The sequence below is a fragment of the Caballeronia insecticola genome, assembly GCF_000402035.1.
Taxonomy (GTDB): domain Bacteria; phylum Pseudomonadota; class Gammaproteobacteria; order Burkholderiales; family Burkholderiaceae; genus Caballeronia; species Caballeronia insecticola.
In genome coordinates, this window is the sequence record NC_021288.1 from 655,257 (window position 1) to 677,244 (window position 21,988).

The following is a 21,988-nucleotide window of genomic DNA, read 5'->3' on the forward strand; positions in this document are numbered from 1 at the left end:
GCGCTATGTCCTTTCGGAGGCTTTGCCGCCGGCGTAGTACTGCGTGCGCCACGCGATCCCGGCGCTCGGTCCTTCCTGCATCACGCGGCGCTGGAATTCGCTGCGCGCTTCGTCGTCCATGAAGGACAGATACGCGGCCGCCTCCACCCAGCTGTCGATATGCGCGGCCATGCCCTGCGCCTCGTACGCGCGGTTGATGCCCACCTTGTTGATGGTCACCGCCGACGGCGGCAGGCGGCACAGCGTGCGCGTGAGCGCATCGACTTCGGCGTCGAGCGCATCGTCGGGCACGACTGTCGTAACGATGCCCATGCGTAACGCTTCGGCCGCCGTGAATTGCCGCCCCGTCAGCAAGATGTCTTTCGCGATCTTGTGATTGACGAGCCACGGCACCATGATGAACGCGGGCCCTTCGCCGAACAGAATCTCCGGTTCGCCGAGCCGGCAGCTTTCGGCGGCGATGGTGAAGTCGCACGGCAGCACGAGTTCGAACGCGCCGCCCATGCAGTAGCCGTGGATCGCCGCGATCACCGGCTTCTTGCAGCGCCACACCGCCCAGCGCGCCCGGTTGGCGATTTCATGCAGCGAATGCAGACGCTCTTCGTGCGTGCGCTCGCCCATTTCCAGCGTCAGATCGAAGCCTGCCGAGAAGGCCCGGCCGTTGCCGCGCAGAACCACCGCGCGGCACGCCGGGTCCGCGCTCGCCTCGTTCACGCGCTCGCCGATGAACGCGTAGATCTCGGGCGTGAGCGCATTCAGCTTCTCGGGACGATTGAGCGTGATCGTCGTCACGTTGTCCTGCATCTGGACCAGCGGCATCGGAATGGTCACATCGGCTCCTTGTCGGTCACTGCGATGGCGGCATCGACGGGAACCAGCTCCCGGCCGACGACCATGACGGGGTTGCACTCCACGCTGTCGATCGCGGGATCGGAGCGCAGCGCGGCATCGAGTTGATTGAGGAGATCGGCGAGCGCACCGGGCGACACTTCCGGCTCGCCGCGAAATGCGCCCCACGCGCGCGCACTCGTGAGCCGCGAAAGCGCACGCGCGACGCGGGCGGGCGTGGCGGGCAGCAGGACCACGGCGACATCGTCGAGCGCTTCGGTCAGCACGCCGCCCAGCCCGACGATGCCGAGCGACACCAGCGACACATCGCGCCGCACGCCGACAATCAGCTCGCGGCGGCGTCCGAAATCACGCGTGACGGTGAAGCCGTCGAGCACCGGCGCGCCGGGCGCGTCGCTTACGCTGATCGCGATCCGGCGTGCCGCATCGAGCACCGTGGCGGCGTCGCCGAGACCGGTGCGCACGCCGCCGATATCGCTCTTGTGCGCGACGCCCGGCAGGATCGCCTTGACGACGACCGGATAGCCGATCCGCTCGCTGGCCGCCGCGGCCGCTTCCGGCGAATCGGCGGTGAGCACGGTGGGAAGCTTCACGTCGTAGCGGGCGAGCAGTGCATAGGCGGCGACTTCGGTGTCGTAGCGGCCCGATGCCGATGCCAATGTCGCCGCTTCAGTCCGATGAGGCAGCGGCTCGCTTGCCCGCGCCAGAAACCGTCCGCGCTGACGCAGCGCCGCGAGCGCCACGCCAACGCATGCCACCGTATCGAAGCACGGCACGCCCGCTTCGCGCATCGCGGTAAATGACGGATGCGGGCGGTCCGCATAGGGCGTGTAGAACACGAGCGGCTTGCCGAGCCGCGTCTGCAATGCGCCGAGCAAGGGCGCGGCGCTCACGTAATCGTGCGGACTGTCCTCGGCGAGCATGCCGTCCTTCCACAGGCCGTAGAGTCCGTAATTCACGGCGGCGTCGAGCGACGGACACGTCGTCATCACGAGTTCGGTGAGCGTGGCGAACAGGCTGGGATCGTTGATGTACGCGCCGGTCATGTCGACGGGATTCTTCTTCGGCGCCCACGACGGCAACAGGCCGCTCAATGTGTCGACGAGTTCCGCCGGAAACTCCGGCACGCGCAGGCCGACCGACTCGACTTCGTCGGTGCAGACGGTCGAGTGGCCGCCGCCCGAGCCGACGATCGCCACGTCGTCGCCGGTCATCGGCGGGCAGCGCATCAACGCTTCGGCGACCGGCAACAGATGCTCCATCTGCGCCACCTCGACCACGCCCGCTTCCTCGAACAACGCGCGATACACGCGTTCCGCCGACGACAGCGACGCCGTATGCGACTCCGCCGCACGCCGCCCCGCCGATGTGCGCCCGCCCTTCAGCACGACGATCGGCTTGATGCGGCTCACGCGCGCGCAGACTTCGAAGAACGCATCGCCGCTCGCGGGACGCAAGCCTTCGAGATAGATCGCGATGACGCGCGTGTCGTCGTCGTGGCCGAGATAGTCGATGTATTCGTGCATCGGGATATCGGCCTGATTGCCGAAGCCGACGAAGCACGAGAATCCGACATCGTGCTTGCGCGCCTGATCCCACAACGTCACCGCGACATTGCCGCTTTGCGAGACGAGCGCCACATGTCCCGCCGGCAGCGGCGATATCTCGGTGAGATTCAGTCCCAGCGGAAGATTGAACAGGCCCATGCAGTTCGGCCCGACGATCCGCATTCCGTGCGCATTGCAGGCGCGCACCATGTCGGCTTGCAGGCGCGCGCCCTCGTCGCCCATCTCCGCGAAGCCCGCCGTGAACACCACGGCGAAGGCCGTGCCGCGCTCCGCCGCCGCTTCGAGCACCGCGGGCGTCTGCGCCGGGCCGAGCAGATTGAAGGCGACGTCGATGTCGGCGGGCAGCGTTCGCGCGTCGGTGTGGATCGGCAGGCCTTCGAGTTCGCCGGACTGCCGTCCGAGCAGCGAGATTTGCCCGGCGAAACCGGCATCGAGCAAAGCGCGCAGAAACTTGTAGCCCGCCTTGTTCCTGTCTTTCGATACGCCCAGCAACGCGACGTGCCGCGGCTTGAACAAGCGATGCAACGGGTGAGGAATGGCCATGTTCGGATCAGGCTCCGGAGTGATCGGAAGGGACGAGCGGCGCCACGTCGGCGAAACGCGGCGCGCGCTTTTCGAGGAACGCGGCGATGCCCTCGCGCGCGTCGGCGCCCTGATGCAGCGTGCGCGCCATATCGGCTTCGTAACGCTCGGCCGTGCAGGTGCCGTCGCGCAGGCCGAGATTGACGCCCGACTTCACCGCCTGCACGACCGCGGGCGAGCGTTGCGCGATGACCTGCGCCAGTTCGATTGCTTCGTCAAGCGCACGGCCGGGCGGCACGAGCCGCGACACGAGATCGAAGCGCGCGGCTTGCGCGGCGCTCATCGGCTCGGCGGTCATCATCATTTCGAGCGCCCGCGCCGGCGCGATCAGTTGCGGCAGACGATAAAGCTGGCCGCCTTCCGGAAGAATGCCGAGACGCGCGCCGGGCGAGCCGAACACGGCGTTCTCGCTCGCGACGCGCAGATCGCAGGACAGCGCGAGCATGAAACCCGCCGCCCAGCAATGGCCGTTGATGGCCGCGATCACGGGCTTGCGCATGGTCAGCGGCCGCACGAACGGCGCTTCGCCGACCGTGCTGCGCGCATGCGCGCCGGAGGCGAGTTCGTTCAGATCGTGGCCGCTGGAGAACGCGAGATCGCCCGCGCCGGTCACGATCACGACGCGGATGCGCGCGTCCGCCTCGGCTTGGTCGAACGCGTCGAGCAGCGCAACCGACATCGCTTCATCGAACGCATTGCGGATGCGCTCGTTGCAAATGGTCAGCACGCGTATGGCATCGCGCGTCTCCACCCGGATTTCGCCCATGAACTTCGTGCTCCGAAATGGTTTCGTCTGAACGAAGGCTGTCCGATGCACCGCCGTGTTGCCCGCGTCCCGTTTTGATACATCGTGTCCATTTTTGAACCTGATGTATTTTTACGGATTCTATGTCTGTAAATTTTGATGGAACATGGCGGTAAACCCGGACGTTGAAACGCAGCAGAATCGTCCTATCCGCGCGCACGGCGGCATGTCAAAGTCGCCGGGACCCGTTATCTGGAGCAAGCCGTGCCCGCCGCCGAACGATCCGCTCTTCTCTATCGCCCCTTTACCGCCGACGACATTCCCGCCGCGCACGCGCTGTCGGTCGAGGTCAAATGGCCGCATCGCGCCGACGACTGGCGCTTCGTCGTCGATGCCGGCGCAGGGTTCGTCGCGCAGGACGGCGCACGCGTGGTCGGCACGGCGCTGTACTGGACGTACGGCGCGGGCGGCGGATCGCTCGGCATGGTGATCGTGGCGCCGGACCAACAGGGCAAAGGCATCGGCCGCGTGCTCATGGAACGCTTGCTCGAAGCGCTCGGCAACCGCGTCACCATGCTGCACGCGACGCCTGCCGGCGAGCCGCTCTATGCGAAGCTCGGCTTCACGCGCTGCGGCGCGATTCATCAGCATCAGAGCGCGGATTTCACCGTGCCGCGCATCGACTTGTTGCCGGGCGAGAGCCTGCGCGCGATCGAGCCCGACGATACGGATACGCTCGTCGCGCTCGCATCGCGGGCAAGCGGTCTCGACAGAAGCGCGCTGCTGCCTGCGCTGTTGAACGTGGCCGAAGGCGTGCTGCTGCAACGCGACGGACAAACGCTCGGCTTTTCGCTGATCCGTGAGTTCGGGCGCGGACTCGCCATCGGCCCGGTCGTGGCAAGCAGCGCCGATCGTGAACACATGCGCCGCGCGCAGGCGCTCACGGCGCACTGGCTCGCGCGCAACGAAGGCAAGTTCGTGCGCATCGACACGCCGGACGAAAGCGGCCTGTCGCCGTGGCTCGAAGGCATCGGGCTCAGGCGCGTCGATACCGTCATCAAGATGGCGCGCAATGGCGTGCCGGCGCAGGACGCGTCGGTTGCGCAATTCGGCATCGTCAATCAGGCACTGGGTTGAGGCCCATGACGATCCTCTATAAGGCCGATGCCGAACGGGGCAGGCAATGGGCGCAGCAGTTCGCACTGAAGGCGCCGCAGACGCCGTTTCGTTTGTGGCCCGATATCGGCGACGCCGCCGCCGTGCGCTATCTCGCCGCATGGCAGCCGCCCGCCGACATCATGCAGACGCTGCCGAATCTCGAAGTGATCTTCTCGGTCGGCGCGGGCATCGACCAGTTCGATCTGTCGAGCGTGCCGCCGCATGTCGCGGTCGTGCGGATGACCGAGCCGGGCATCGTCGAGGGCATGGTGGAATACGTGACGCAGGCAGTGCTCACGATTCATCGCGATCTCTTCGATTACGCCGCGCAGCAACGCGAGCGCGTGTGGCGCGAGATGCCGGTGCGCGCCGCGTCGACGCGGCGTATCGGCGTGCTCGGCCTCGGCATGCTCGGCACCACGGTGCTCAGGACGCTGCGCCTGTTCGGCTTTCCGTGCGCGGGCTGGAGCCGCTCGTCGCATGATATAGAGGGCGTCGAATGTTACGCGGGCGCCGATTCGCTCGATGCGTTCCTCGCCCGCACCGATATCCTCGTCTGCCTGCTGCCGCTCACCGATGCCACGCGCGGGCTTCTGCGCCGGGACGTGTTCGAGACCTTGCCGCGCGGCGCGTCGTTCATCAACGTCGGGCGCGGTCCGCAAGTGATCCAGCAGGATCTGCTCGATGCGCTCGACAGCGGTCATCTTCATGCCGCCATTCTCGATGTGACCGATCCCGAGCCGCTGCCGCCGACGCATCCGTTCTGGACGCATCCGCGCGTGCGTCTGACGCCGCATATCGCGAGCGCGACGCGCCCGGAAAGCGCCGTCGATGTCGTGATCGAAAACCTGCGGCGGCATCGCGCCGGCGAGCGCATGATCGGCGAAATCGACCGCACGCGAGGCTACTGAAGACTATCGAAGGCATCGCGCGGGCCGCGCAGCACAAAATGCCGTGCCGCCCCCGCAAAACGCGGCAGATTTGCTTTTTGGCGATTTTTTTGGCGATGCGCGCGATACGGCTCTGCCACTAGTATGAAACGGTCACGAGCCATTCCGAACCGTGTCCAAACAGAGAGAGCGCGCATCATGCCGATTCAGTCGCTGGTCGAGTCCGACCGCAAACATCTGATTCATCCCGTCGTCAGCTATCGCGCGCACGAGGCGCGCGGCGTCACCGTGCTCGATTCCGCCGATGGCGTGTTTCTGCGCGATATCGAAGGCAGGCAGTTGCTCGACGCGTTCTCCGGCCTCTGGTGCGTGAACACGGGCTACGGCCACGCGAGCATCGTCGAGGCCGCGGCGAAACAGATGGCGAAGCTGCCATATGCAACCGGCTATTTCCACTTCGGCTCGGAACCTGCCATCGAACTGGCTGCGAAGCTCGTCGAACTCGCGCCCGCGTCGCTCACGCATGTGTACTTCACGCTCGGCGGCTCGGATGCCGTCGATTCCGCGCTGCGCTTCATCACGCATTACTACAACGCAACCGGGCGGCCGGCGAAGAAGCACTTCATCGCGCTGCAACGCGGCTATCACGGCTCGTCGTCGATCGGCGCGGGACTGACCGCGTTGCCCGCGTTCCATCGCCACTTCGATCTGCCGCTCGCGACGCAGCATCACATTCCGTCGCCCTATGCGTATCGCAACGACTTCGCCGACGACGCCGCGCTCATCGCCGCCTCGGTGCATGCGCTCGAAGCGAAGGTCGCGGAGCTGGGCGCGGAGCGCGTCGCGGCCTTCTTCTGCGAACCGATTCAGGGCTCGGGCGGCGTGATCGTGCCGCCTGTCGGCTGGCTGAAGGCGATGCGCGAGGCCTGCCGCAAGCTCGATATCCTGTTCGTCGCCGATGAAGTCATCACCGGCTTCGGTCGTACCGGCCCGCTCTTCGCGTGCGAAGCGGAAGGCGTCGAACCGGATCTGATGACGGTCGCCAAAGGCCTCACCGCCGGCTATGCGCCGATGGGCGCGGTCCTCATGTCCGATGCGGTGTATCAGGGCATCGCCGACGGCGGCGATGTCTCCGCCGCGATCGGCCACGGCCATACGTACTCGGCGCATCCGGTGAGCGCGGCGATCGGCCTCGAAGTGATGCGGCTCTATCACGAGGGCGGCTTGCTCGCGAATGCCCAGGCGCAGGCGCCGCGCTTCGCGCAAGGGCTCGACGCGTTGCTCGCGCATCCGCTCGTCGGCGACGCGCGTCATCGCGGCTTGCTCGGCGCACTCGAACTCGTCGCCGACAAGGCCAGCAAACGCGGCTTCGATGCGGCGCTGAAACTGCCGGACCGCATTGCGGCTGCGGCGTATCGCAACGGCATCGTGTTTCGCGCGTTCGGCGACAACATCCTGGGCTTTGCGCCGGCGCTCTGCTATACGGATGCGAACTTCGACATGCTGTTCGAGCGCCTCACGAAAACGCTCGACGAGGTCCTCGCGCAAAGCGATGTGCGCGACGCGCTGAAAAGCGCAGCGAGCTTCAGTAACCGCGCGGCTGCGTGATAACATCGATCGACCGCCGACATGCGAGACCGAACCCGCCGCGATGAGCACAGACTGCAAGCTGGACCGAATCGATCTGCGTATTCTCTCGCAATTGCAGAAGCGGGGGCGCATCACCAACGTGGAGCTCGCCGATGCGGTCGGTCTGTCGCCGAGTCCTTGCCTGATTCGCGTGAAGCGGCTGGAGAAGGCGGGTTTCATTGCGGGCTACGGCGCGCAGATTCAACTGGAGAAGCTCGGCGACGTGCAGGTGGTCTTCACCGAAGTCACGCTCGCCGATCATCGCCGCGAAGACTTCATCAACTTCGTGAATGCGGTGAAAGATGTCGACGAGATCGTCGAATGTCATCTGGCGAGCGGCGGTTACGACTATCTGCTCAAGTTCGTCACGCGCAGCGTGAGCCATTATCAGAGCATTATCGAAGGGCTGCTGGAGCGTGGCATCGGCATCGAGAAATACTTCAGCTACGTCATCATCAAGACAGCGTTCGTGAAGACGCACTTCCCGCTCGAAACGCTGTTCTCGCAGAACCATCACTGAGGCTCGCGCCTCACTCTCTTTTCATTCGAATGCACGCACGCTTTGCACGTGCGTGCTTTTTCTCGTCGATCCAATCCACGCGGAGTAGCACATGTCCAGCACATATCGTATTGCCGTGATTCCCGGCGACGGCATCGGCCGTGAAGTGATGCCCGAAGCCTTGCGCGCACTCGATGCCGTCAGCAAGCGCTTCGGCATCGCGCTCGAATACACGCACATCGAATGGGCGAGTTGCGACTACTACGCAAAGCACGGCCAGATGATGCCCGACGACTGGAAAGCGCAACTACAGAACGCCGACGCGATCCTGTTCGGCGCGGTCGGCTGGCCGCAGACGGTGCCCGACCATATTTCGCTGTGGGGTTCGCTGCTCAAGTTCCGCCGCGAGTTCGATCAATACATCAACCTGCGGCCCGCGCGTCTCTTCGACGGCGTGCCTTCGCCTCTGGCCAATCGTCGCGCGGGCGACATCGACTTCATGATCGTGCGCGAGAACACTGAAGGCGAGTACTCGTCGGTCGGCGGCGTGATGTTCGAAGGCACCGAGCGCGAGTTCGTGTCGCAGACGTCGATCTTCACGCGTCACGGCGCGGAACGCGTGCTGAAGTTCGCGTTCGATCTGGCGCAGCGCCGCAAGAAGACGCTCACCGTCGCGACGAAGAGCAACGGCATCTCGATCAGCATGCCGTGGTGGGACGCACGTGCCGCGGAAATTGCGCAGCAGTATCCGGATATCAAATGGGATAAGCAGCACATCGACATTCTGTGCGCGCGTTTCGTGCTCAATCCGGATCGCTTCGATGTGGTCGTCGCGACCAATCTGTTCGGCGACATTCTGTCGGACCTCGGCCCCGCATGCACGGGCACGATCGGCATCGCGCCGTCGGCGAACATGAATCCGGAGCGCAACTTCCCGTCGCTGTTCGAGCCGGTGCATGGCTCGGCGCCGGATATCGCAGGCAAAGGCATCGCCAATCCGATCGCGATGATCTGGTCCGCCGCGATGATGCTCGACTTTCTCGGCGAACGCGCCGCGCACGATGCGATGCTCGCCGCCATCGAAAGCGTGCTGAAGGAAGGCCCGCATACCGGCGATCTGGGCGGCCGCGCGAACACCGCCGAAGTGGGCGAAGCGATCGCACATTTGATCGCGTAACAGGGAGACCATCGTGACGACACGCCATGAACTGCGCGATCTGATGCGCGCCGACAATTTCATCGACGGACAGTGGGTGGCCGCTGCGAGCGGCAAGCGCTTCGCCGTGTCCGACCCGGCGACGGGCGAAGTGATCGCGCAAGTCGCCGACAGCGGCCCCGCCGATGCGCGCGCCGCCACCGACGCCGCCGCGCGCGCCTTTCCCGCCTGGCGCGATACCTTGCCGAAGGATCGCGCCGCCGTGCTGCATCGCTGGCATGCGCTGATCGTCGAGCATGCGGACGCGCTCGGGCGTCTCATCTCGCTCGAACAGGGCAAGCCTTTCGCCGAAGGACGCGGCGAGGTGATGTACGGCGCGTCCTACGTCGCGTGGTTCGCGGACGAAGCGACGCGCATTTACGGCGACATCATTCCGCAGCAGCAGCGCGGCAAACGCATGAGCGCGGTGAAGGAACCGGTGGGCATCGTCGCTGCAATCACGCCGTGGAATTTTCCGCTCGCGATGATCGCGCGCAAGATCGCGCCCGCGCTCGCGGCGGGCTGCACGGTGGTCGGCAAGCCGGCCGAAGATACACCGCTCACCGCGCTTGCGCTCGCGCTGCTCGCGCATGATGCGGGCGTACCGGCGGGCGTGCTGAATCTCGTCAGCGCATCGCGCGACCATGCGGTCGACACGGTCAAGGACTGGCTCGACGACGACCGCGTGCGCAAGATCACCTTCACCGGTTCGACACCGGTCGGCAAGTATCTCGCGCGCGAAGCGGCGGGGACGCTCAAGAAGCTGTCGCTCGAACTCGGCGGCAACGCGCCTTTCATCGTGTTCGACGATGCCGATCTCGACGCCGCCGTCGCGGGGCTCATGGCATCGAAGTTTCGCAACGGCGGGCAGACGTGCGTGTGCCCGAATCGCGTGTATGTGCAGGCGCCGGTCTACGACAGGTTCGCCGAGCTGCTGACCCGGCGCGTCGCCGCATTGAAGGTCGCGCCCGCGACGGATCCCGACGCGCAGATCGGCCCGATGATCAATGCGCGCGCCGTCGAGAAGATCGAGCGCCATGTGAACGACGCAGTGCAACGCGGCGCGCGCGTGCTCACGGGCGGCAAGCGCGTCGCGGAACGCGGACCGAACTATTACGCGCCGACCGTGCTCGCCGACGCCACGCCCGACATGCAACTGAGCTGCGAGGAAACCTTCGGGCCGGTGGTGCCGCTGTTCCGCTTCGACGACGAACAGCAGGCGATCCGCGCCGCCAACGACACGCCCTTCGGCCTCGCGGCCTATTTCTACAGCCAGGACGTGCGCCGTATCGACCGCGTGTCGCGTCTGCTCGAAGCCGGTCTCGTCGGCATCAACGAAGGCGCGATCGCCAGCGAAGCGGCGCCGTTCGGCGGCGTCAAAGAGTCCGGCTATGGACGCGAAGGCTCGAAGTACGGCCTCGACGATTACCTGTCGATCAAGTATCTCTGTCAGGGCAATCTCGAATGAACGCTTATCCGATCGAAATCACCTTCCCCGACATCGCCGCGCACGCGGCCGGCAATACGGGCATTCCGTTCGTGCATACGTTCGAGTCGGGCATCGACGGTCCGCACGTGATGATCAACGCGCTCACGCACGGCAACGAAGTGTGCGGCGCGATCGTCGTCGATGCGTTGTTGCGCGCGAATCTGCGGCCACGGCGCGGCAAGCTCACACTCGCGTTCGCCAACGTCGATGCTTATGCGCGCTTCGATGCGAACGCGCCCGACACATCGCGCTTCGTCGATCAGGATTTCAACCGCGTATGGGCGACGAAAACGCTCGACGACACCACGCGCGATTCGAGCGAACTGCGACGCGCCCGCGCGATGCGGCCGGTGATCGATACCGTCGATCTGTTGCTCGATCTGCACTCGATGCACGAGAAGAGCAAGCCTCTGATCGTCGCGGGACCGCTCGACAAAGGCATCGCGCTGTCGGCGCGACTCGGCACGCCTGCGACCGTCATCTGCGACGAAGGTCATCCCGAAGGCCGGCGCATGCGCGACTACGAAGGCTTCGGCGACCCGGCGAGCGCGAAGAACGCGTTGCTGATCGAATGCGGGCAGCACTGGGAGGCAAGCGCGATCACGGTTGCACGCGATGTGACGGCGCGCTTTCTCAGGCTCTCGGGCGTGATCGACGCGAAAGACCTGCCCGCCGACTGGATTCGCGAAACGCCGCCTGAGATGCTCGTCGTGCGCGTGACGCAGCCGGTTGTCGCGAAGAGCATGGACTTCCGCTTCGCCGGCGACTACACCGGCCTCGAAGTGTTTGCGCAAGCGGGCAGCGTGATCGGCTGGTCGGACGGCGCGCCCGTCGAGACACCGTACGACGATTGCATGCTCGTGATGCCATCGCTGCGTCAGTTGCGCCCGGGCGTGACGGTCGTGCGGCTCGGCAAGATCGAACGACGCATTCCCTCTCTCTAAAGGCGAAGACATGAAGGTTCAGCAGATCAGGCAAAGCATCGGGATTCAGGGTCTCGACGATTGGGGCACGGCGGGTCTTCCCGGCACGCAGGAGATCAGGATTTCCGGCGTGCAGAAGGTGATCCCCGGCAGCGAGGCGATCGATACGGGCGTGTTCGAATGCACGCCGGGCACGTATCGGCGTTCGGTGAAACAGGCGGAAGTCATGCATTTTCTGGCGGGCCGCGGCCGCTTCACGCCCGATGGCGAAGACACTGTCCACTTCACCGGCGGCGACACGCTGTTCTTCGCGGCGAACACGGAAGGCACCTGGGAAGTCGATGAAACCATGCGCAAGGTCTACGTCATTTTCTGAGCGCGCGGCGCGGCGCGACCCCGGGAAACATCACGTTCCTGTAGCAAGGCGGAACGTGTCAGGAAGCGTCAGGCGACATGCGCATCGTCGAAAGCAAATAACCGCGGCCCGGTCTGCACGAAACGCTTGCGCAAACCGGCATCGCGCTCGGCCGAACGCGCCTTGTCGCGCGCGCGCTCGACGAACGCACTCGGCGTCATGCCGCAAAAGCGCTTGAAATGACGCGCCAGATGACTCTGATCGAAGAAGCCCACTTCGCTCGCGACGACCGATCCCGGCACGCCCGCAAGCAATAAGGTCTGCGCACGCCGCACGCGCAATTCGCAGATGTATCTGTAGGGCGAAAGCCCGACTTGCTGACGAAACACCGTGGCGAAGCGCGACACGCTCAACGCCGAGAGTGTCGCGAGCTGCGCGAGACTCACGGTCTTGTCGAAATTCGCTTCGATATAAGCGAGCGCGTCGATGAGATTGGTCTGGTTCATGGCTACGACTCGGAAGTGACCGACGCCGCGCGCGTCGACTGCGCGTGCTGAAATCGTCTGATGGAAAACGAGCCGAGGTCGATCGGCGTGCTGCCCGTATCCAGCAGTTCAGCGAGCGTTTCCCCGACGCCCGGGCCGATCTGAAAGCCCGAGCCGGAAAAGCCGAACGCGTAAAACAGGCCGTCGGCTTTCGAACTCGGGCCGATCACCGGCTCCGAATCCGGCAGATAGCTTTCCACGCCGCTCCATACTCGAATCACATGCAGCGGCTTCATGGCCGGCACCATGCGGCGAAACTGCTCCATTTGCGCGACGGTGTTCGCGGGCAGCACGGACGCGCGCCGCGCCGAGGCATCCGCGGGACCGGGCGTGCCGCCGCCGAGCACGATATTGCCGCGCGGAATCTGCCGGAAATACACGCTCTCTGCCTTGGTCGAGGTGTACACGCCCATCGAATCGCGGAAGACATAGGGCACCGGTTCGGTCACGGCCATTTGCGGTCCGCGCGCGGCAAGCGGAACGGGTTCGCCGAATTGTGTCGACAACGTATTGGCCCAGGCGCCCGCGCAGATCAGCACTTGCTCCGCGCGATAGACATCGCCCGCCGCGCTTTCCACGCGAAAGCCGCCCGCCTCCTTTTCGACGCGCACCACCTCCGTGTTCTCGACGATGCGCGCGCCAAGCCGTGCCGCCGCGCGGCCGAATGCGGGCGCGGCGAGGCGCGGATTCGCATGTCCGTCGAGCGGCGAGATCGATGCAGCGAGCACATCGCGGCCGAGGAACGGAAAGCGCCGGAACAGGGCCTCGCCCTCGAGCACTTCGAGATCGAGTCCGTAGGCGCGCGCATCGGAGGCATAACGATGAAAGTACTCGGCATCATGCGCGTGATAGCACACGCGCGTGTGACCCGAAGGCAAGAACTCGATGTCCTCGCCCAGCAGTTCACGCGAACGCCGCCATGTTTCCAGTGCGCGATTGGACATCGCGAGTTGTTCGAGCGCCCGCCCCTGACGACGCACGCCGCCGAAGTTCACGCCGCTCGCCTGCTGTCCCGTCAGATTGCGTTCGAGCAGAATCACCGAACGCCCGCGTCGCTGCAAAAAGAAGGCGGTCGTCGTGCCGACGATGCCGCCGCCGATCACGATCACATCGGCACGCTCGTTCATTCGCTCGTCTCCATGTCCTCGTGCGGTGCGAGCGCCATCGGCAACGGTTTGACGGGCGCCTGTCCGCGCAGACGTCCGACCGCTTCGAGCGGCACGCGCGCTTCCGCCGCGATGACTTCGGCGCCCGCATGCGCGCAGAAGCGCCCTTGGCACCGTCCCATGCCGACGCGTGAAAATGCCTTCGCGCGATTCGCTTCCTGCGCGCCCATCTCGTTGACGACGCGTCTCAGTTCGCCCGCCGTGACCGCTTCGCAACGACAGACGATGGTGTCATCCGGCAGCGCCGCGGCCAGTCGCGCGGGCCACGGAAAGGCCGTGCGCAGGCCGGCGGCAAAGCGCGTGAAGCGCGATAGTTGCATACGCAACTTGTCGGCTTCCTGCGCGTGATCGCCGATATTCATGTCGCTTAGCGCAGCCAGCGCGGCGAGCCGTCCCGCGCGTTCGGCGGCATCGGCGCCGCGCACGCGCGCACCGTCGCCTGCGAGATAGACGCCGTGTACGCTGCTGCGTCCGTCTTCGTCGGCGAGCGGAAGCCATTGCTGCAATGCCTGATCGAAGCGGAATTCACAGCCGGCGAGATCGGCGAGTTGCGTCTCGGAGCGCAGGTGATAGCCGATAGCGACCGCATCGCATGGCACGTCCAGCGTCGCGCCATTCGCTTGTTTGACGCGCACGCCTTGCACGCCGTGTTCGGACGTGCCGAGAATCGCAAGCGGCGTGATGGCGCGATGCACCGGCACGCGCGCGCGCCTGAGCACGCCCATGAGCGCAATGCCTTTCTTCAGCGTCGACGGCACCGCGAGCAGTTGCCGCAACGCGCGCATGCGGTCCGCGAACGTCGAGGTGTCGAGCACCGCGCTCACTGTCGCGCCCGCCTTCACGTATTGCGCGGCGACGAGATAGAGCAACGGGCCGGTGCCCATCATCACCACGCGCGAGCCGATCGCGCAGCCTTGCGACTTCAACGCGACTTGCGCGCCGCCGAGGCTATACGTCCCCGCGTGATGCCAGCCGGGAACGGGCATCAGCCGGTCGGTCGCGCCGCTGCAAATGATGAGCGCATCGAATGTCATCCTGCGATGCCGTGTGCCGCTCATCACATGCACCGCGCCGGGCTCGATGTTCCATACGAGCGTTTCGGGCACGTAGTCGATCTTGCCGCGCAATGCGTCGAAGTCGCGATGCAGCGCGCGGGCACGATCGGCTTCGCTGCCGTACAGCGTTTCGTACGTGCGCGTGAATCCTTCCGGCTGACGCCGATAGATTTGCCCGCCGTCCCTTCTGCCTTCATCGATGACGACCGGACGCAAGCCCGCCTCCACGAGCGCCTGCGCAGCGCGCACGCCCGCCGGACCCGCGCCGATCACGATTACGGTTGCGGCCATACGGCTTCCTCCACGAGCGCCAGACGCGTGACGATCGACATGCCTTGCACCGCTTGCGTGGTGCAGGCGCGCAGGCGTTCGCCGTTCGCGGTCCACACCCAGCAGTCCTGGCACGCACCCATTACGCAGAAGCCCGCGCGACGGCCATCGCCGAATTCGGAGTCGCGCAGGTCCTGTTGCGAGGTCAGCAACGCGACCATCAGCGTGTCGCCTTCGGCCGCGAGCGCGCGCTTGCCGTCGATGACGATGTCGAACGTCCTGCGGCCCTTCTCCGCGACTCTCACGAAGCGTCCGCTCATGCCGTCACCGTTTCGGTCGTCTGCATGCGCGTGAGATCGGCGGCGTTGTGATGACACAGAATCTCCGCGCCCGAAGGCAGTGTCTTCTTTGCAGGCGGCGTGATATTGCACTTGCCGTCGATGCGCGCCGGGCAGCGCGAGCGGAAGCTGCACAGTTCGTCCGCATCGCTTTCGGGGCCTAGCGCCGGCAACGCGGCCAGCGCCATCGCGCGGCGCGAATCGAGCCAGCCGGGTTGCAGCGCGGGCACCGAATCGACGAGCAAGCCCGTGTACGGGTGATAAGGCGGATGCGAAAGCGCCTCGCGCTGGCCCGCTTCCACGCACTGGCCGGCATAGAGCACCATCACTTCGTCGCAGATGGCGCGCACCGTCGAGATATCGTGGCTGATGAACATGTACGACACGTTCAGTTCGCGGCGCAGTTCCGCCAGCAGATCGAGGATCGCCGCGCCGACGACCGTATCGAGCGCGGACGTCACTTCGTCGCAGAGAATCAGGTCGGGCTTCGCCGCGAGCGCACGCGCGAGATTCACGCGCTGCTTCTGTCCGCCCGACAAACCGCCCGGCTGACGCTTCGCGATCGATGCGGGCAGCTTCACCAGATCGAGCAGTTCCAGCATGCGCTTCTGCGCGGGCGCGCCGCGCAGGCCGTGATAGAAGTTCATCGGCCGCGCGAGAATGTCGGCGATGGTGCGGCTCGGATTCAACGCGGTATCGGCGTTCTGGAACACGATCTGCACGCGCCGGTATTGCTCTGCCGTGCGTTCGGACAGCTTCGCGGGCAAGGGCTTGCCGTCGAGCAGCACGTCGCCGCGCGCGCGATCGACGAGACCCGCGACCACGCGCGCGAGCGTCGTCTTGCCCGAGCCCGATTCGCCGATCACGCCGAGCGTCTTGCCGCGCGCGATCTTCAGGCTCACATCGTCGAGCACGCGCACGGCGGGCATGCCGTTGCCGTCGACGCGGCCATAGCCCGCGCTCAGGTTGCGGATTTCGAGCAGCGGCACGTCGCGTGCCTGCGCGGCCACGCCGAACTCCATCTCCGGGCGGCGCGTCGCCGACAGCAACTGGCGCGTGTAGTCGTCGGCGGGTTCGTCGAGCACTTGCGCGGTGGTGCCGTTCTCGCGCACGCGTCCGCCGTTCAGCACGACGATGCGGTCCGCCATCTGCGCGACCACGGCCAGATCGTGCGACACGTACACGGCCGTCGTGCCGCGCTCGCGTATCACGCGCTTGAATGCCGCGAGCACTTCGATCTGTGTGGTCACATCGAGCGCGGTGGTCGGTTCGTCGAACACGACGACCGCGGGGTCGGTGATCAGCGCCATCGCCGCCATCAGACGCTGCAACTGCCCGCCCGACACCTGATGCGGGTAACGATCGCCGATGCTCTCGGCGCCCGGCAGCGCGAGCGAGCGAAACAGGGCAATCGCCTTCTCGCGCGCGGCGGGCGCCGTCATGAGCTTGTGCAGCAACGCGGGCTCGATCACCTGATCCATGATCGTGCGCGCCGGATTGAAGCCCGCCGATGCACTCTGCGCGACATAAGCGACCGTGCGTGCGCGCAAGGCGCGGCGGCCTTTGTGATCGAGCGCGAGCACGTCGATGTCGCCGATCTTCACCGAGCCGCCCGCAATCGCGCAGCCATTGCGCGCGTGTCCCAGCAAGGACAACGCGATGGTCGTCTTGCCCGAGCCCGACTCGCCGATCAACGCGAGCACTTCGCCCGGCTTCACGCTGAAGTCGACGCCCTTCACGATTTCGACGACCGGGTCCGGCGCGACGCCTGCAACCACGCGCAGGCCCTTCACTTCGATCATGTTCGCTGTCATTGTCCGGCTCCGTTTCCGCGCGCGCCGTGACGACGCAGACTGTCGATCAGCAGATTCACGCCGACGGTCAGCGTCGCGATCGCGACGGCGGGCATCAGCACCGCGGGCGCGCCTTCGGCAAGACCGCCGATGTTCTCGCGCACGAGCGAGCCCCAGTCCGCGTTCGGCGGCTGAACGCCGAGACCGAGAAAGCTCAGGCCGCTCAGCAGCAGCACGATGAACACGAAGCGCAGGCCGAAGTCCGCGAGCATCGGATGAATCATGTTGGGCAGCACCTCCACGCGCGCGATATAGAAGATCTTCTCGCCGCGCGCCTTCGCCACCTGCACGTATTCGAGCGTCATGATGTTCACGGCGAGCGAGCGCGAGATGCGGAACGCGCCGGGAATGTAGGCGAGCGCGGCGACCGTCATCAGCATCGGAATGGAGGAACCGAACGCGGCGATCACGACGAGCGCGAGAATCTTGCTCGGAATGGAAATAAGCGCATCGAACAGACGGCTCAGGACTTCATCGAGCCAGCGGCCCGACACCGCCGCGAGCAGGCCGAAGAACGTGCCGATGACGCTCGCGAGCACCGTCGAGGCGAGCGCGAGGCCCACCGTGTATTGCGTGCCGTAGAGAATGCGGCTCAGCATGTCGCGGCCGAGGTAGTCGGTGCCGAGCAGATGCGCCGCGCTATACGAACCGAAGATTTCCGTCGACGTGAATGCGCCGCCCTTGTACGGCGCGACGAGCGGACCGATGAAAGCGATCGCGAGCCAGAACACGACGATGCAAAGCCCGATCAGCCCGAGCACCGAGAAGCGGTTCACGAGACGCCTCAAGGCGCTGCGCCTGGCTACCGGCGCGGGTTCCTGCGGGGCATCGGCGGCGGGCGGCTCGTATAGCACGGTCGTGGCGTGAGAATGAGCGGGTCGGTTCATCGTTGACGCAGCCTCGGGTTGGATACGATCTGGCACAGGTCGGCCATCAGCACGAGCGCGAGATACGCCGCGCAGAACACCATCACGCAGCCCTGCACAAGCGGCATGTCGCGGTTGGTGACGGCATCCACCATCAGGCTCGCAAGACCGGGATAGTTGAAGATCGATTCGACGATCACCACGCCGCCGAACAGGTACGAGAGGCTCAACGCGACCGCATTGGCGATCGGGCCGATGGTGTTGGGCAGAACGTGCCGCAGCACGACGCGCATCGGCGAGGCGCCCTTGAGCAGCGCCATCTCCACATACGATGCATTCAGCTGATCGAGCACGGCCGCGCGCGTCATGCGCGCCATCTGCGCGACGATCACGCAGCAGAGCGTCATCACCGGCATCGCGTAGGTGCGCACGAGCGCGCCGAACGACGACACATCCGACAGATACGACAGCGCGGGCAGCCAGCGCAGCTTCACCGCGAAGATCAGCACGGCGATGGTCGCCACGAGAAACTCGGGCACGGCGACGGTCGAGAGCGTCAGCACGTTGAGCACGCGATCGAGCAGCGAGCCGCGATACATCGCGGAGACGATGCCGATCACCAGCGCGACCGGCACGGAGACGAGGGCGGTGAGTCCCGCGAGCACGAGCGAGTTCGGCAGACGCGTCGCGATCAGTTCGCTGACGGGCAGATTGTTCGACAGCGACGTGCCGAAGTTGCCCGTCACCACATGCACGAGCCACGCGAAATAGCGCGTGACCGCGGGTTGATCGAGGCCGAACTGATGCCTGAGCGCCGCCACCTGCTCGGGCGTGGCCGCCTGACCGAGCGCCTGCTGCGCCGCGTCGCCCGGCAGCAGTCCGGTGATCCCGAACACCACCATCGACACGATCAGCAGCGTCAGCAGCGCGAGGCCGAGGCGCGCGGCGATGAGTCGTTGCGCGTGAACTTTCATCGGATACCGCCTCTCGTTGAAGGTTTGCGTCGCGCGCCGTCACGCGAATGGCGGCGCGTCCTGGTCAGTGCGTGTCAGCGCATGTTCATGCCTCGAGCCACACGTTCTCGGCGAACATCCAGCCCATCAGACCCGCGAGCGGAATGCCGCCGAGGCCCTTCAGCTTCGTGGTATGCGCATCGAGCGAACTCTGGAACATCGGAATGCCGACGCCGCCGTCCGTGTGCACGAGCTCCTGCATGTCGCCGTAGATCTTCTTGCGCTTGGCGTCGTCGGGTTCGCCGCGCGCCGCGACCAGCATCTGGTCGAACTGCGCGCTCTTCCAGTTGGCTTCGTTCCACGGCGCATCGGACTTGAAGAACTGCGTGAAGATCACGTCCGCGCTCGGGCGCGCATTGATGTTGCCGAAGCCGAGCGGATGCTTCATCCAGTGATTCGACCAGTAGCCGTCGGACGGCACGCGCACGACCTGCAGGTTCAGCCCTGCCTGCGGCGCGACCTGCTGCATCAGCACGGCCATCTCGACCGAGCCTTCCGCCGCCGGCGATGCATACAACTGGATCGGCGCATTGCCGAGCTTCGCCTTCTGAAAGTGGAACTTCGCCTTGTCGGGATCGAAGCCGCGCTGCGGCAGCCCCGACATGTAGTACTTGTTGCTCGGATCGATCGGCTGGTCGTTGCCGATCGCGCCATAGCCGCGGAAGATCGTCCGGCGCATCTGCTCGCGATCCATCAAATACGTCATGCCGCGGCGGAAGTCGGCATTGCCGGTGATGCCGCCGTCGTCGCGCATGATGAGATCGGTGTACTGGCCCGTTTTGGTTTCGAGCACCGCGAAGCCCTGCGTGCCCTTGATGCGCTCCGTCGAGCGCGCGCTCACCGCGTTGATGAGTTGCACGTCGCCCGACATCAGCGCGTTCACGCGCGCGGGTTCGTCCGCGATGCCGATGAGTTCCACTTCGTCGAGATGCGGCATGCCCGGCTTCCAGTACTTCTCGTTGCGCACGCCCACGGTGCGCACGCCCGGCGCGAACTCCTTGACCTTGAACGGACCCGTGCCGACAGCCGTCTTGAAGTCCGTCGTGCCGTCCTTCACGATGAGGAAGTGCGAGTCCGCGAGAATCACCGGCAGATCGGCATTCGCGCCGGAAAGCGTGATCGTCAGTTCGTTCGGACCGGTCGCCTTGATCTCCTTGAACTGATCGGCGAGCGTCTTCGCTTTCGAGCCGACCGCCGGATCTTTATGGCGCATCAGCGAATAAACGACGTCGGCGGGCGCAAGGGATTTGCCGTCGTGGAACTGCACGCCGCTGCGAAGCTTCACGACCCAGACCGTCGCGTCCTTGGTTTCGAGCGATTCGGCGAGCGCCATCTTCGCGCCGAGGTGATTGTCGAGCTCGGTCAGGCCGCTATAGAACATGAACGCGCGTGCATAGTCGGTGCCGAGCGCGCCCTTGGCGGGATCGAGCGTATCGGCCGCCGACGACGACTGCGTCGCCACGCGAATCCGGCCGCCCTGCTTCGGCTTGTCCTGCGCGAACACCGCGCCGCTCGCCGTGAGGAGACCCGCGCCCGTCATCGACATGAGCCCGCCCGCGGCCATCGCGCGAAGGACGTTGCGCCTCGACGCGCCACGGCGCGTCAGTTCTTCGAGCCGTGTGCCGGCATCGGCATGGGCAACTGTTTCAGTCGTTCGATCGATGCTCATGGACTTCTCCGCGTGAGGGGCTGTAGATAGTCGGCAGCTTTGCGGCTGCTCAATAGAAAACGTCTTTGATCGAGTAATACGCGCCGACGAGCGGCAGAAACCATGGCTTGCCCGTGTGACCGGGAATCGCGGGCCAGTCGAACTCGCGCCACGGGTTCGCCGCCGTGTTGCCGTTCATGACCTCGGCCATGATCTGGCCCATGTGCGTCGACATCTGCGTGCCGTGGCCGCTGTAGCCCATCGAGAAATAGATGCCGTCGTGCTGGCCCGCGCGCGGCAGCCGGTCGGCGGTGATATCGACGAGACCGCCCCAGCAATAGTCGATGCGCGCGCTCGCGAGACTCGGGAAGATCGCCGCGAGATTCGCTTGCAGGATACGACCGCTCTTCGCATCGGACGGACGCTCCGACGCCGTGAAGCGCGCGCGTCCGCCGAGCAGAAGACGCGCGTCGTGCGTCACGCGAAAGTAGTTGTGCATGAGGCGGCTCGTCGTGTACGAGCGGCGATTGGGCAGCAGCCGGTTCAACTGATCTTCGGGCAGCGGCTCCGTCACGATGATGAACGAGCCCACCGGCGCGAGCCTGCGGCGATACCACGCGAACGGGCCATGCTTCGACGGTCCCGTCGCAATCAACACCTGCTTGCAGCGCAGCGAACCGCGCTTCGACTCGATGCGATACGCGCCACCTTCCTTCACGATGTTCGTGACTTCGGCGTGCTCGTAGAGACGCGCGCCTTGCGTCACCGCCGCCCGCGCGAGACCGGCGGCGAACTTGCCCATGTGCATCTGCCCGCCGTGACGCTGCAACAGGCCGCCGTGAAAGGCATCGGATTGCACTTCGCTGCGGACTTGTTCGCGGTCGAGCAGATCGATATCCGGATCGACTTCCCGCCGGATCAGCTCGGCGGTGGCCGCGATATGGGCGAGATGATGCGGCTTCGCGGCGAGCTTGAGCTTGCCCGACGCGAGATAGTCGCAATCGATCTGTTCCTCGCGGATCAGACGCTCGACGGTCGCCACCGCCGCCGCATACGCGCGATAACAGCCTTGCGCGCGCTCGGCACCGAGTTGCGCGCGCAGCGCCGCATAGTCTTGCGCGACGCCCGTATTGCACTGACCGCCATTGCGGCCCGATGCGCCGCCGCCGATGCGCCCGGCATCGAGCACGACGACGGACGCGCCCCGCTTGCCCAACGCGAGCGCCGCCGACAAACCGGTGAACCCGCCGCCGATCACGACGACATCGGCCTGACCGTCGGCCGGGCCTTCGCACGTCGGGATCATGGCGGACGCGGTATCGAGCCAGTAGGAGTCGAGTTTCATCGGCGTT

The 21,988-nt window shown here is 65.7% G+C and carries 20 protein-coding genes; 8 read left to right on the plus strand and 12 right to left on the minus strand.

Going from position 1 to position 21,988, the window contains the following annotated elements; translation table 11 throughout:
* Positions 1-3 precede the first annotated feature (3 nt).
* The 3 genes from BRPE64_RS23610 to BRPE64_RS23620 are packed head-to-tail and all read right to left on the minus strand — an operon-like array spanning position 4 to position 3,765.
* Positions 4-831 carry an enoyl-CoA hydratase/isomerase family protein gene (locus BRPE64_RS23610; protein WP_016347415.1) on the minus strand — a complete coding sequence of 276 codons (828 nt, stop codon included), beginning with the start codon at positions 829-831 and terminating at the stop codon, positions 4-6.
* On the minus strand, positions 828-2,960 hold the full coding sequence (locus BRPE64_RS23615; RefSeq protein WP_069915720.1) for an acetate--CoA ligase family protein: 2,133 nt from the start codon (positions 2,958-2,960) through the stop codon (positions 828-830). The genes BRPE64_RS23610 and BRPE64_RS23615 overlap by 4 nt, the downstream gene beginning before the upstream one ends.
* Positions 2,961-2,967: 7 nt before the next feature.
* Entirely contained in the window at positions 2,968-3,765 is a 798-nt protein-coding gene (locus BRPE64_RS23620; RefSeq protein WP_016347417.1) for an enoyl-CoA hydratase/isomerase family protein, read from the minus strand.
* Positions 3,766-4,008: 243 nt separating this feature from the next.
* Between BRPE64_RS23620 and BRPE64_RS23625 the strand changes: the two genes are divergently transcribed.
* From BRPE64_RS23625 to BRPE64_RS23660, 8 genes are all read left to right on the plus strand, one after another.
* Positions 4,009-4,881, plus strand: coding sequence for a GNAT family N-acetyltransferase (locus BRPE64_RS23625; RefSeq protein WP_016347418.1), 873 nt, complete (start codon positions 4,009-4,011; stop codon positions 4,879-4,881).
* A 5-nt stretch (positions 4,882-4,886) separates the two neighbouring features.
* Entirely contained in the window at positions 4,887-5,813 is a 927-nt protein-coding gene (locus BRPE64_RS23630) for a 2-hydroxyacid dehydrogenase (protein WP_016347419.1), read from the plus strand.
* 177 nt (positions 5,814-5,990) lie between these two features.
* Positions 5,991-7,400, plus strand: coding sequence for an aspartate aminotransferase family protein (locus tag BRPE64_RS23635; protein ID WP_016347421.1), 1,410 nt, complete (start codon positions 5,991-5,993; stop codon positions 7,398-7,400).
* Between the two features lie 43 nt (positions 7,401-7,443).
* Complete coding sequence (locus tag BRPE64_RS23640; protein WP_016347422.1) at positions 7,444-7,941, plus strand: Lrp/AsnC family transcriptional regulator; 498 nt, start codon at positions 7,444-7,446, stop codon at positions 7,939-7,941.
* A gap of 91 nt (positions 7,942-8,032) precedes the next feature.
* Positions 8,033-9,097 carry a tartrate dehydrogenase gene (locus BRPE64_RS23645; protein WP_016347423.1) on the plus strand — a complete coding sequence of 355 codons (1,065 nt, stop codon included), beginning with the start codon at positions 8,033-8,035 and terminating at the stop codon, positions 9,095-9,097.
* A 13-nt stretch (positions 9,098-9,110) separates the two neighbouring features.
* Positions 9,111-10,583, plus strand: a complete 1,473-nt coding sequence (locus BRPE64_RS23650; RefSeq protein ID WP_016347424.1) for an NAD-dependent succinate-semialdehyde dehydrogenase — start codon at positions 9,111-9,113, stop codon at positions 10,581-10,583.
* Positions 10,580-11,548 carry a M14 family metallopeptidase gene (locus BRPE64_RS23655; protein ID WP_016347425.1) on the plus strand — a complete coding sequence of 323 codons (969 nt, stop codon included), beginning with the start codon at positions 10,580-10,582 and terminating at the stop codon, positions 11,546-11,548. Before BRPE64_RS23650 ends, BRPE64_RS23655 begins: the two co-directional genes overlap by 4 nt.
* A gap of 10 nt (positions 11,549-11,558) precedes the next feature.
* The gene (locus BRPE64_RS23660) at positions 11,559-11,903 is read left to right on the plus strand and encodes a cupin domain-containing protein (protein ID WP_016347426.1); all 345 of its coding nucleotides are present in this window, start codon (positions 11,559-11,561) and stop codon (positions 11,901-11,903) included.
* Positions 11,904-11,971: 68 nt separating this feature from the next.
* Here BRPE64_RS23660 and BRPE64_RS23665 read toward each other — a convergent pair whose 3' ends face one another.
* From BRPE64_RS23665 to BRPE64_RS23705, 9 genes are all read right to left on the minus strand, one after another.
* Positions 11,972-12,388: a helix-turn-helix domain-containing protein gene (locus tag BRPE64_RS23665; protein WP_016347427.1), complete on the minus strand. Its 417-nt coding sequence runs from the start codon at positions 12,386-12,388 to the stop codon at positions 11,972-11,974.
* 2 nt (positions 12,389-12,390) lie between these two features.
* Entirely contained in the window at positions 12,391-13,554 is a 1,164-nt protein-coding gene (locus BRPE64_RS23670; RefSeq protein WP_016347428.1) for an NAD(P)/FAD-dependent oxidoreductase, read from the minus strand.
* Positions 13,551-14,939: an FAD/NAD(P)-dependent oxidoreductase gene (locus BRPE64_RS23675; RefSeq protein ID WP_044042923.1), complete on the minus strand. Its 1,389-nt coding sequence runs from the start codon at positions 14,937-14,939 to the stop codon at positions 13,551-13,553. The genes BRPE64_RS23670 and BRPE64_RS23675 overlap by 4 nt, the downstream gene beginning before the upstream one ends.
* Positions 14,924-15,238, minus strand: a complete 315-nt coding sequence (locus tag BRPE64_RS23680) for a (2Fe-2S)-binding protein (RefSeq protein ID WP_016347430.1) — start codon at positions 15,236-15,238, stop codon at positions 14,924-14,926. Before BRPE64_RS23680 ends, BRPE64_RS23675 begins: the two co-directional genes overlap by 16 nt.
* On the minus strand, positions 15,235-17,070 hold the full coding sequence (locus BRPE64_RS23685; protein WP_016347431.1) for an ABC transporter ATP-binding protein: 1,836 nt from the start codon (positions 17,068-17,070) through the stop codon (positions 15,235-15,237). The genes BRPE64_RS23680 and BRPE64_RS23685 overlap by 4 nt, the downstream gene beginning before the upstream one ends.
* Positions 17,067-17,996 (minus strand): ABC transporter permease, encoded by a 930-nt coding sequence (locus BRPE64_RS23690; RefSeq protein WP_044042924.1) that lies wholly within the window; start codon positions 17,994-17,996, stop codon positions 17,067-17,069. Before BRPE64_RS23690 ends, BRPE64_RS23685 begins: the two co-directional genes overlap by 4 nt.
* Positions 17,993-18,949 carry an ABC transporter permease gene (locus tag BRPE64_RS23695; protein ID WP_016347433.1) on the minus strand — a complete coding sequence of 319 codons (957 nt, stop codon included), beginning with the start codon at positions 18,947-18,949 and terminating at the stop codon, positions 17,993-17,995. The genes BRPE64_RS23690 and BRPE64_RS23695 overlap by 4 nt, the downstream gene beginning before the upstream one ends.
* Before the next feature lie 85 nt (positions 18,950-19,034).
* Positions 19,035-20,657, minus strand: coding sequence for an ABC transporter substrate-binding protein (locus BRPE64_RS23700; RefSeq protein ID WP_016347434.1), 1,623 nt, complete (start codon positions 20,655-20,657; stop codon positions 19,035-19,037).
* Positions 20,658-20,706: 49 nt separating this feature from the next.
* Positions 20,707-21,981, minus strand: a complete 1,275-nt coding sequence (locus tag BRPE64_RS23705) for an NAD(P)/FAD-dependent oxidoreductase (RefSeq protein WP_016347435.1) — start codon at positions 21,979-21,981, stop codon at positions 20,707-20,709.
* Positions 21,982-21,988 lie beyond the last annotated feature (7 nt).

What these genes read in the sequence shown, in the direction of transcription:
- BRPE64_RS23615 (WP_069915720.1), bottom strand. Translation starts at nt 2,960, where the DNA reads ATGGCCATTCCTCACCCGTTGCATCGCTTGTTCAAGCCGCGGCACGTC.
- BRPE64_RS23620 (WP_016347417.1), bottom strand. Translation starts at nt 3,765, where the DNA reads ATGGGCGAAATCCGGGTGGAGACGCGCGATGCCATACGCGTGCTGACC.
- BRPE64_RS23630 (WP_016347419.1), top strand. Translation starts at nt 4,887, where the DNA reads ATGACGATCCTCTATAAGGCCGATGCCGAACGGGGCAGGCAATGGGCG.
- BRPE64_RS23635 (WP_016347421.1), top strand. Translation starts at nt 5,991, where the DNA reads ATGCCGATTCAGTCGCTGGTCGAGTCCGACCGCAAACATCTGATTCAT.
- BRPE64_RS23640 (WP_016347422.1), top strand. Translation starts at nt 7,444, where the DNA reads ATGAGCACAGACTGCAAGCTGGACCGAATCGATCTGCGTATTCTCTCG.
- BRPE64_RS23645 (WP_016347423.1), top strand. Translation starts at nt 8,033, where the DNA reads ATGTCCAGCACATATCGTATTGCCGTGATTCCCGGCGACGGCATCGGC.
- BRPE64_RS23655 (WP_016347425.1), top strand. Translation starts at nt 10,580, where the DNA reads ATGAACGCTTATCCGATCGAAATCACCTTCCCCGACATCGCCGCGCAC.
- BRPE64_RS23660 (WP_016347426.1), top strand. Translation starts at nt 11,559, where the DNA reads ATGAAGGTTCAGCAGATCAGGCAAAGCATCGGGATTCAGGGTCTCGAC.
- BRPE64_RS23665 (WP_016347427.1), bottom strand. Translation starts at nt 12,388, where the DNA reads ATGAACCAGACCAATCTCATCGACGCGCTCGCTTATATCGAAGCGAAT.
- BRPE64_RS23670 (WP_016347428.1), bottom strand. Translation starts at nt 13,554, where the DNA reads ATGAACGAGCGTGCCGATGTGATCGTGATCGGCGGCGGCATCGTCGGC.
- BRPE64_RS23675 (WP_044042923.1), bottom strand. Translation starts at nt 14,939, where the DNA reads ATGGCCGCAACCGTAATCGTGATCGGCGCGGGTCCGGCGGGCGTGCGC.
- BRPE64_RS23680 (WP_016347430.1), bottom strand. Translation starts at nt 15,238, where the DNA reads ATGAGCGGACGCTTCGTGAGAGTCGCGGAGAAGGGCCGCAGGACGTTC.
- BRPE64_RS23685 (WP_016347431.1), bottom strand. Translation starts at nt 17,070, where the DNA reads ATGACAGCGAACATGATCGAAGTGAAGGGCCTGCGCGTGGTTGCAGGC.
- BRPE64_RS23690 (WP_044042924.1), bottom strand. Translation starts at nt 17,996, where the DNA reads ATGAACCGACCCGCTCATTCTCACGCCACGACCGTGCTATACGAGCCG.
- BRPE64_RS23695 (WP_016347433.1), bottom strand. Translation starts at nt 18,949, where the DNA reads ATGAAAGTTCACGCGCAACGACTCATCGCCGCGCGCCTCGGCCTCGCG.
- BRPE64_RS23700 (WP_016347434.1), bottom strand. Translation starts at nt 20,657, where the DNA reads ATGAGCATCGATCGAACGACTGAAACAGTTGCCCATGCCGATGCCGGC.
- BRPE64_RS23705 (WP_016347435.1), bottom strand. Translation starts at nt 21,981, where the DNA reads ATGAAACTCGACTCCTACTGGCTCGATACCGCGTCCGCCATGATCCCG.